Raw genomic sequence first — 9062 nt, 5'->3', positions numbered from 1 at the left:
AACGCGATTACATCTTCCACGGCACCCTGGCCACCGCAGCCATCGTGATCTGGCTCCGCAGCCTCGCCAAAGAACCATCAGACACTGCCTAGTCGGCACAGGGGGGAGAGGGGACCCTCGTTCAGCATGCCCGGTTCCAGGAGACCGCAGGCCGAAGGATGCAGCTCATTCCGCGCATACCCCTCGGCGATCCGAAGGGTCTCGCCCCAGTCGAGGCCGTGGGCCGCGGCCCAGACCTGAAGGTCGGCGAGGAGGCCGGCGGTGGACGCGCTGAGCTCGTCGAGCGCTCCGCATCCGCTGCGGTACCAGTCGAGGATGGCCACGCCGCGCGCGGCAGGGTTCATGTTTCTCCAAGCGGGAGCGAGGGCGGATTTTCATCATCGTCCCTTAAGAGTATACATGCACGGCAGTTCTGTGTATAGTTTTAAGAGACACATCCTCGCCCTGTCAGGAGGAGATCGGCTGTGCCGTACATCTACATGCACCTCTCCCAGGGCGACCGCGCGCGAAGGTCTGCCTGCGGCGCCGAAGCTCTTGGAACCGTCAGTCACGCGGCCTGGGAATCCGCTACCGGCCATCGCCATGATCAGGGTGTTCGCGACCGCGATCAGCGCATAGGCCAGTGCGATCCCCAGGACGATCACCGCGGCGTTGTCCATCCGCTCGGCGGCGGGCGCGCGCTGGGCCTCCAGGTAGGAGTCGTAGGCCATGACGTGCGCGCTGGAGCCGGCCAGTGCCTGGCTCACCGCGCCCGTCTGCTCCTCGTCGATCGGCCGACCCGTGCCCGCCGCGAGTCGAGGTAGATCGGACTCGGCATCACCGGTCCGCCCAGCGCCGCGGGCACGAAGGTGTCGTCGCCGTTCAAACCGCGTGCGACCACCGGGTCGTGTCAGAGGCGGGCTCTACAGTCAGCAGTGACCGTCGAACCCCTGAGAGAAGGAGCGAGTCCGCTGCGTCTGGGCCCAGATATTTCAGCGCCACGCCGGGACGAAGCACACGACCGGAGGTCCGCTGAAAAACCGACAGCACAAGCCGCCAGCACACCAGCCCCGACCAGCAGCTTTACCCTGGGGTGTCCTCATCGCCCCTACGAGGGGTACCAACCAGAACCGCCGGTTCGGCCCGGCGCCCTGGGGCAGGTCCTCATCGCCCCTTTGAGGGGTACCAAGGGGTCGTCTCGACCTCTGCCGAGCCAGTGTGTGCCGGGGCCGATGCCGCCTTGGCCTTGAAGGTGATGTCGGCCCGGTCAAAAGGCAGTTCCGGTCACGGATGGCCGGTTGCGGGTTTCCCCGTGGTGAACTCGTCGAGGGTGGGGAAGGTGAAGGTATCGATGATCGCGGAGTGTTCGTAGTGGTCCAGTGTCTGGGTGAAGAGGTGCCGGCGGTACTGCCACTTGAGGTGCTTGTCCGTGCGTGACGGGCCGGCCGGTTTCATGAGGGCCAGGAAGAACAGCGACTTGACCAGCAAGAACTCCCGCACGTAGGTGCTGATCCGCAGGCCCGCTGCGGGTACGGACACCGCATCGAGTGCGGTCAGGTAGCGAGTCCGCTGAGCGGCGCTGGCGGTGTAGCCCTCGACTCCTCCTTTGAAGGCGATGACTTCCAGGGCGGAGGCGACGTCGTAGCCGAGCGGCGCCAGGCCGTGGTGCTGCCAGTCGATGACGCCGGCGGGGAAGACGTTCGGCAGCCCGTAATCGAAGTGCGCTGGCACCAGCGGGACGCCGGAGAGCCGCTCCAGGGCGCGGCCGGTGAGCTCTCGGACCCGCGGCGTGTCGAAGTCGGGGTTCTCGGCGAACACGTCCGCGGTGAATCCGGCCTGCTCGGACCACTTCCGCAGCAAGGCGGGGGAAGCCTGCTCGGGGTGGGCGGCCTGGGCCCGAAGGAGCCGGCCGGCCACGGCGGCCGCCGAGCTGACGATGTCCTCGGGCAGGTTCGCTGCTCGGCCTCCGGTGGCGGAGGCCGCCGTGTCGTGCAGCGAGGCGCCTCCCAGCGACTGTTCGACGAAGTACGTGAGGCCGTCCTCGCTCCCGGCGTCGACGACCTGCGGAACGGGGTAGCCGAGCCGGCCGAGGCGGCGCTGGAATTCTGCTTCCTCACGCAGTTCGACGCCGCCGGTGCGTTTGAAGAACCTGCCGTCCGGCGAGCGGAAGACTGCCCCGTCGGCAGCGGTCCGCCTCTTGACGAACTCCCATCGCAGACCGTCCATGTGAATCCCTTCTTTTCTGAGCAGATCGTCCTGGTTCGCCCGCTGTCGACTCGTAACGCGTTCTACGGTGTGGCTGTCGCCGGAATCGAAGCGTCCGGGGAGACCGTTGTCGCTGTCTGCGCGCGACGGCATGACCTGATCAGGGACCTCCGGCTTCCTGCGGCTGACCGTGCACGACGTGGTCAACCGGCTGCGCTCCTGGCACAGCCGGCAGATGATGGAGCTTGAGCAGGGGGTAGCTATGGCGAAGCAGGAGATCACCGTCTGGCTCGGGAGCTCCACGGTCGGGGCGATCGAAGGCCTCGTATCGGCCGGATGGGGTGGGCCGTCCTCGGTTTCTGACTGGGTCGCGGACGCTGTCGCGGCCAAGCTGGCTGAGGTGGAGCGCGCCCAGCATGCTGTGGAGTGGCTGGTTGCCCGTGCTCAGCGGGAACACGCCGGCGAGTGGGAGCAGGCGTGGGAGGCCGTGCGGGCTGCTGATGAACGCCACGGCTTCGCCCCGCCCCACACCGGCTCCGGAGCATGTACGGGTTTCACCGGATGAGGCATCGACGCAGTCCGGCTCCCCAACGGAGGCTCTGTACGGAGAGTCGCCGGCACAGCGCCTGTCCGCCCGGGCCTTCTCGCCTGATGCAGTGCCCGTCCGGCTCGGGCGTCTGAGCCTCGGCTGCGATGCCGGGGGCGGATGAGCGGAAGCGAGACTACCCAACGGCCTGGGCGCGGGGCTTTGCCAGAGGCGGGCTCTACAGTCCTCGGAGACTGTTCGTACCGCCTGAGGGGGAGGAGCGAGTCCGATAGCGATCTGGGCGAGGATTTCAGCGCCACGCCGGGACGAAGTGCACCACCGGAGGTCTGCTGAAAAACCGCTCGCACGAGCACCCGGCACACCATCCTCGACCTGCGGCTTTACCCTGGGGTCCTCATCGCCCCTACGAGGGGTACCAACACGCCGTGTTCACGCGCCATCCCGACCGCGAGCGCCAGTTCTCATCGCGCCTACGAGGGGTACCAAAGCGGGACGCCGGAGAGTCGCTCGTCCTCATAGCCCCCTGAGGGGGGTATCGACGCGGATGTCGAGCATGTGGGAGGCCGCCACCACGGCGGCCTCCCACATGCTCGGGTCGGTCGTTATGGTCCGGCGATCAGCCACAGGATCAGTGCGGCGTCGAGATCGTGCGAGTGCCGGTATACGACGGAGATGCCGCGGCCGCCGATCTGCTCGGGCAGCAGTTCACCTCGGGGCACCGGTTCTTCGTCGTCGACCGCGGGTGGATCCTGGTATCTAATCTGCGCGAGGGTGACAGGCTGCGGACGCAGGACGGGACCGTACGTGCTGTGACCGGATTGCGGGACCGGCCCGGCCTGAAGCCGCAGCGGGTCTACGACCTGTCCGTCGATGGCTTGCACACCTTCTACGTGGCGGCGGGCAACACCCCCGTTCTGGTCCACAACTGCAACGACCTGGTCGCTGACGCACAGAAGTTTCCCGGGGTTGCTCACGTCCTCGATGAGCACGTGAACGTGACACAGGCGGAAGCGCTCGCGCTGGCCGTGAGGAAGGGCACGGACAACAGTGTTTTCATCGACCTGCAGGCGGCACAGCAAATCGTGGACTACGCGCTTGCCGGCAAAGCCGGCGAGATCGCCAAATGGCTTCGCGGGACCGATCAGTAGAAGGTGCTGACCGGGTACTCCGGAGCGAATAGCCCTATCGGGTGGGTAGCACACAAAGACGGCCAAACGATCACTCAAGCCGGCAACGCTTATACGATTATCCTGAAACGGGCCAAGGGGCACAGGTTTGGCTACTACGTCCACACCGCATATCCAGGGAGTTGATCGTTGATGGAACGGTACACGGAGTTCACGTTCGGAATCCCCTGGCTCATGGACTTCTTCCATCAGGACTGGATGCTCGACGCTTCAACAGCAGCCGAGGCAGCAGACAACGTGCTGGAGGATGTTGATCCGGCAGCGGCGCTGCTAGTGCGCCGTGACGCCCAACTCCTCCTCGACAACGTCACCTCTGCCCACATCAAGACCCTGTGGGAGGGGTGCACCGAGCCGCAGTTCTTCTTCGCCAAGCGCGTTGCGGAAGGCGACCAGTGGATGCGGCAAGTGATCGGGGTGTGTGACGCTTGGCTGGCCCGCCGTACGGACAACCCGACGCTCTCCCCGGCGGACCAGTACGAGGGAACGGAGCTGGCCGACCAGGTTCTGGCCGAGATCGACAGGTACAGGACCATTCTTGATCCGGAGGTGGCGGACGCTCTCGTCCACTGCGTCCGCTCATGCACTCCCGACCTCGGATTCCGGCTCTTCCTCAAGGCTCTACCGAGAAGGCACTCCGTCGTGTACTCCGATCCGAGTCGCGGGCTGACACGGGAGCAGTACGCGAAGCTCGAAGAGATCGGAGCATCGTTCAACTATGGAGAGTATGTAGTCAGTGATGCCAGCATCATGATCGGCGACGACTAACGCGACTCCATCGGGCCGAGGCAGTTCCTCGAAGTTGAGGGCGGTCTCGACCCGACGGGGAAGAGCCGTGGCGAGTTCGACCGCGGCCGCTGCGTGAGTAAATTGCCCGGTTCGGATTCGGTTGACGCCAGGGCGTTCAGCCGATCACCACGAGGTAGTCGTCGACGCCCGTACGGTTCGACCACGCAGAGGACGGCGGCCGCAAGCGCGGCCGCCCCGTTCTCGCCTCAGCATGTAAGAGAGCCAGCGCAGGCTCGTCCGCCTCCCGACGGTTCCCCAGGCCATCGACGCAGCGAATGAGACGTTCCTCGCCGAACGGCTCCCCGCCGGTCTCCAGCGGGCGCTGCCCGGCTGCCGCACCATCATCTGCACGACCTTCAGCCGGCCCGGCTACCTCCCGCATCGCCCCTTCGCGGGGACCGCTGCGCCCGGCGGTCGCGGTCGCCGTTGATGCCGTGGTGCCGGGCATCTCCGGATCCGAGCGCCGTGCGGCCACCGATCAGCAGTTGCGCCGGGACGTGGCCGCGGAATTGGTGGAAGCAGATCCGCGGCCAGCAGTCCGCCGTCAGGCCCGCGTGAGCCGCAGCCCGCAGTCGGCCGGCGAGAGCCCCGTCGCGGCGGTGGCCCGACTGTGCTGCACGTGCCTGCCCGGCCGACGCTGTTCCCGACCCGACGTTGGAGACCTACGGCGTCGACGAGGAGCAGCTCGTTCTCCAGATTCTGACCCGGGCGCAGGTCTTCGGCCGGCGCAGCCGCGCAGTGGTCGACCACCAGATGGTGGTCGACCACATCGACCGGTACAACGAACATCGGTACAGCACCTGCCCGGTCTCCGGGCACCGGAGCCTCCGCTACACCCTCCGGAGGCCGGCATGAACGGCAGTGAGGTTCCCGGGCACCGATAGCGGCCCGGGCGCGGGGTCGTGTCAGAGGCGGGCTCTACAGTCAGCAGTGACCGTCGAACCCCTGAGGGAAGGAGCGAGCCCGCTGCGTCTGGGCCCAGATATTTCAGCGCCACGCCGGGACGAAGTGCACCACCGGAGGTCCGCTGAAAAACCACCCGCCCAAGCCGCCAGCACACCAGCCCCGACCTGCGGCTTTACTCTGGTCCTCATCGCCCCCACGAGGGGTACCAACCGGAACGCCTGCTCCTCTACCGCCTGGAGTCGGTCAAGTCCTCATCGCCCCCATGAGGGGTACCAACGTCGATGCCTTCCCACTGATCCGAGATGGGTCGGAGTCCTCATCGCCCCTCAGAGGGGTACCAACATCGTGGTCTGGCACGAGGAATGGGGGTTGGACGTCATTCTCATCGCCCCTTCGAGGGACGCCAGCAGCGGCAGTTGAAGTTCAGATCTCCTCCCGGGCCTATTGCGGGTAGCTGATCTCTGCGATGTCCTCGGCCAGCTCTGCAAGGGTTACTTCCGCGTTCAGTGATGACACGAGTTTCTGGTTCAGCGGCCGCAGGTCATACACGTCGCGGACCGCTTCCAGGTTCACGGGAATTTCGTAGTAGTCCTCGGCGAAGCGCTGGAACGCTTCCGGCGAACGGTCGATCAGGAGCTCGAACAGGCCTGTTGTCCCGTCGGGGTCGGAGCAACCGGTGGGGAAGTCGATCGTGCCGTGCTGCCAGCGATCGTCCGTCGCCCTCCGCCACAGGCAGGCCGTCACGACGGGAACGTCGTCCTCGTCGGTGAACGCCGGCTCCTCGACGAAGCGGCTGAAGACCTCCGGGACCTCGTCGACCACTCCCGGCCAGGGTTCGCCATCGTTGCCGTACGGGCTCATCGGTGCTTCGTGGTCGAAGCCGCGGACATAGGTCCCGGCCGCCGAGAAGACGATGGAGTACTCGTCCCCCGACCCGTTGCGCATCGAGGCCGTCTCCTCGCCGTCGGCCCGGCCGGCGTCGAAGGAGTAGTACCTGCCTTCCCAGTCCGGGCTCAGGATCGCGTCGAGCATCGCCAGCGAGCGGCACAGGTTCCGCAGGCCGGCGATGGAGGGCAGCTGGCGAGCTACGTCATAGACCGTCACGTGCTCATCCAACCGGATACCCCTGACGCCCAGGGGCTCCGCCTGGTCAGTGACCGGTGTACAGAACGAAGAGGACGGCCTGCAGCGTTCTGCAGTCGTCGATGCGCTTGCAGCCCGGAGACCGGAACCGGTGCTGGGGCGGCAACGGCTCGATGAGTGCCCATAACTCGTCACCGGTCTCCCACGGCTTTGGCCGGGTCGTCCTTACCCCCGAGAAATGAGATCACCTTCCCCATCCACCGCGCCACACCAAGATCTCTTTGCGAGGAGTCCTCACCGTGCCGTGCGGAAGGCGGCTCGGGGACGTCGACCGGCTTGGTGGTCAGGTACCAGGAGCCGGTAGGGGAGTCGTAGGAGCAGGTGAGCGTTATGTACCCCGGGCGGGGCAGGCGGAACGTGATGCGCTCACCGCCTCTACAGACTGCACTGCCGAGTTCCCAGCCGGGTATGTCATCCGGCCAGTCGACGTATGGGCAGTGACAGTCGATCCTGGGGCGAAGGCATGCGCACTTGTAGGCGATCGTCCAGGCCGACTGGCCCCGGGTTTGGACGGTGAATAGTGCCGGACCGCCGTCGTAGCGGAGCACTTCGTCGTTCTGGCCCTGGTGTTCGGCAGCCAGGGGAGTGGCGTCGGAGAGCGGCCTGATGCGTGCGATCCAGTGGCGTCTGCCCACTCCCTGGGCAGTGACACGCAGATGGGTGAGGTGCGGGGAGAGATAGTGGCGGCCATAGTACTTTCGGTAAGAAGAGGTCTCGGCCAGCCTGTGTCCGATCGTGGTTTCCTGTTCGGTGCGCACCACCGGTTCGACGTGCAGGTCCTCATAGCCGAGCACGTCCAGTTCGAGGATGGCCGGCTGCGCGGGCTCGGGCCGGTCGATCAGCACTTCCGTCGAGCCGTTGGTGCGACCGCTGCTGACGTGGCGTTCCCCGGGAGCGATGACGGGTTGCGGGCGCGGTCGGGAAGCCGGGACCTCAAGCGGCACGGCTTCGATGGGGACGGGACGGCCGTCGCGCAGTGCCGCGAAGCGGATCATGGCGACGCGGCCGTCGTACAACGCGGCCTCCATGTCGGAGACGGTATGCCCGGCGGAGGCACGCTCGTAGGCGGCCAGGGCCGCCCGGTACTCCTCGAGGACGGCGGGGGTGGCGTCCTGGCCGCTCGGGTCGAAGTCCAGGGCAGCCAGTTCCTCGCCAAAAGCCGTCACCGACTGCTGTGCCGCCTCGAACCTGGGGTCGTCTCGTAACGCCCGCCATCGGAAGAGCAGCGCTCCCGTCCCGGAACCGAGCAGGAAGCTCACGGCGATCTCGATCACGTGGAAGATGATCGCATGAACACTTCTTCGGGAGCACCGCTGCGCTGGCCTGTGTTCACCGGCGTCGGCGGGGTCAAGTCCGGCGTGGCGTTCGACGCGGACACCGGCCGCCGGGACGTCGCCCTCGACATCCCGGCCCGCGGCACGAAGCTGTGCTGGAGCACGCCGAAGCTGATCGCGGCGGCCAACGAGAAGGTGCGCGGCGCGAGCGTCCGCGCCCTGCACGTCCTGGCGCCCGTACCCATGAAGGCCGGCCGGCCCCGCCACGGCGACCGCCGCTCCTGCCGCACCGCCAGGCCGCCCGGACGTCCCTGGTAGACCCGGGCATCGCGGAGGCCGTGGAGCGGGAGACTGCCGCGATGCGGGAGACTGCCGCGATGCGGGAGCTGTTGCGGCGGGCGTTCCCCGAGCCCGTCGTCGTGGACGATGCGCCGGCCTCAATCGGCAGGCCCACGTCCAGGGCGGCCGCCAGGCCGTGGCCGCCGAAGCGCAGTCCGCTGTGCGAAGCACGGCGTGACGGAGCAGCTGTCGTGCGGCTGGGTCGTCGGTGCCGCGGCGCCGGGTGTCTTCGAGGCTGAGCGTCGTGCGGTCGCTGAGCAGGATGGCCAGGACTGGCCCTCGAGGAACTGTCAGATGTGGGCTCTACAGTCAGCAGAGACCGCCGAACGATCGAAGAAAGGGAGAGGCCCGGTGGTATCCGGTTCACGTATTTCAGCGCCACGCCGGGGCGAGACACACGACCGGAGGTCCGCTGAAAAACCCGCCACCACAGCGGCCGAAGCACCAGCCCCGACCTGCGGCTTTACCGTGGGGTCCTCATCGCCCTTACGAGGGGTACCAACTAACGTCCCGAACATGGGGTACGAGCCGCGCCCGTGGTCCTCATCCCCCCTCAGGGGGGTACCAACCCAAGGGCAAGTCCCTGGATCACACCGTCGGCGGGTCCTCATCGCCTCTGAGGGGGGGTGCCAACGGCGAGTGCGTCGTACTGGTCCTGCCGGTTGAGCACGCCATACCGACGGGTCGAGTCGGTCG

Annotated in this window: 10 protein-coding genes and 1 pseudogene; 5 read left to right on the top strand and 6 right to left on the bottom strand. The window is 66.9% G+C overall.

Annotation, left to right across the window (positions count from 1 at the left end; translation table 11 throughout):
- Nucleotides 1-77: 77 nt before the first annotated feature.
- The 3 genes from AC07AB_RS39840 to AC07AB_RS39830 form a co-directional block, all read right to left on the bottom strand.
- Nucleotides 78-344 (bottom strand): hypothetical protein, encoded by a 267-nt coding sequence (locus tag AC07AB_RS39840; protein ID WP_478577538.1) that lies wholly within the window; start codon nucleotides 342-344, stop codon nucleotides 78-80.
- A gap of 33 nt (nucleotides 345-377) precedes the next feature.
- Nucleotides 378-746 (bottom strand): hypothetical protein, encoded by a 369-nt coding sequence (locus AC07AB_RS39835; protein WP_478577535.1) that lies wholly within the window; start codon nucleotides 744-746, stop codon nucleotides 378-380.
- Nucleotides 747-1263: 517 nt separating this feature from the next.
- Nucleotides 1264-2205, bottom strand: a complete 942-nt coding sequence (locus AC07AB_RS39830; protein WP_478577534.1) for a phosphotransferase — start codon at nucleotides 2203-2205, stop codon at nucleotides 1264-1266.
- A gap of 178 nt (nucleotides 2206-2383) precedes the next feature.
- On the opposite strand from AC07AB_RS39830, the gene AC07AB_RS39825 reads away from it, so the two are divergent.
- The 4 genes from AC07AB_RS39825 (at nucleotide 2384) to AC07AB_RS39810 (ending at nucleotide 5559) form a co-directional block, all read left to right on the top strand.
- Complete coding sequence (locus tag AC07AB_RS39825; RefSeq protein WP_478577531.1) at nucleotides 2384-2749, top strand: hypothetical protein; 366 nt, start codon at nucleotides 2384-2386, stop codon at nucleotides 2747-2749.
- Between the two features lie 635 nt (nucleotides 2750-3384).
- Nucleotides 3385-3879: a polymorphic toxin-type HINT domain-containing protein gene (locus AC07AB_RS39820; protein ID WP_478577528.1), complete on the top strand. Its 495-nt coding sequence runs from the start codon at nucleotides 3385-3387 to the stop codon at nucleotides 3877-3879.
- Nucleotides 3880-4050: 171 nt separating this feature from the next.
- A complete protein-coding gene (locus AC07AB_RS39815) occupies nucleotides 4051-4683 on the top strand; it encodes a hypothetical protein (protein WP_478577526.1) in 633 nt (210 codons plus the stop codon).
- Nucleotides 4684-5358: 675 nt separating this feature from the next.
- Complete coding sequence (locus AC07AB_RS39810) at nucleotides 5359-5559, top strand: hypothetical protein (RefSeq protein WP_478577524.1); 201 nt, start codon at nucleotides 5359-5361, stop codon at nucleotides 5557-5559.
- 492 nt (nucleotides 5560-6051) lie between these two features.
- Here AC07AB_RS39810 and AC07AB_RS39805 read toward each other — a convergent pair whose 3' ends face one another.
- The 3 genes and pseudogenes from AC07AB_RS39805 to AC07AB_RS39795 all read right to left on the bottom strand — a co-directional run bounded on the left by AC07AB_RS39805 (nucleotide 6052) and on the right by AC07AB_RS39795 (nucleotide 8027).
- Nucleotides 6052-6714, bottom strand: coding sequence for a hypothetical protein (locus tag AC07AB_RS39805; RefSeq protein WP_478577521.1), 663 nt, complete (start codon nucleotides 6712-6714; stop codon nucleotides 6052-6054).
- Nucleotides 6715-6766: 52 nt separating this feature from the next.
- Nucleotides 6767-6868 (bottom strand): annotated as a pseudogene (locus AC07AB_RS39800) (IS5/IS1182 family transposase); the annotation flags it as partial.
- Nucleotides 6869-6884: 16 nt separating this feature from the next.
- On the bottom strand, nucleotides 6885-8027 hold the full coding sequence (locus AC07AB_RS39795; RefSeq protein ID WP_478577519.1) for a hypothetical protein: 1143 nt from the start codon (nucleotides 8025-8027) through the stop codon (nucleotides 6885-6887).
- 15 nt (nucleotides 8028-8042) lie between these two features.
- On the opposite strand from AC07AB_RS39795, the gene AC07AB_RS39790 reads away from it, so the two are divergent.
- Nucleotides 8043-8345, top strand: coding sequence for a hypothetical protein (locus tag AC07AB_RS39790; protein ID WP_478577517.1), 303 nt, complete (start codon nucleotides 8043-8045; stop codon nucleotides 8343-8345).
- Nucleotides 8346-9062: the final 717 nt, after the last annotated feature.

This window comes from Streptomyces sp. NPDC044033, assembly GCF_056434425.1.
The sequence above is the reverse complement of the archived record's forward strand: the minus strand, read 5'-3'. Positions and strand labels throughout refer to the sequence as shown.

Bases quoted from the DNA above. Each gene is read 5' to 3' on its own strand.
- AC07AB_RS39830 (WP_478577534.1), bottom strand. From the start codon at position 2,205: ATGGACGGTCTGCGATGGGAGTTCGTCAAGAGGCGGACCGCTGCCGAC.
- AC07AB_RS39840 (WP_478577538.1), bottom strand. From the start codon at position 344: ATGAACCCTGCCGCGCGCGGCGTGGCCATCCTCGACTGGTACCGCAGC.
- AC07AB_RS39815 (WP_478577526.1), top strand. From the start codon at position 4,051: ATGGAACGGTACACGGAGTTCACGTTCGGAATCCCCTGGCTCATGGAC.
- AC07AB_RS39790 (WP_478577517.1), top strand. From the start codon at position 8,043: ATGAACACTTCTTCGGGAGCACCGCTGCGCTGGCCTGTGTTCACCGGC.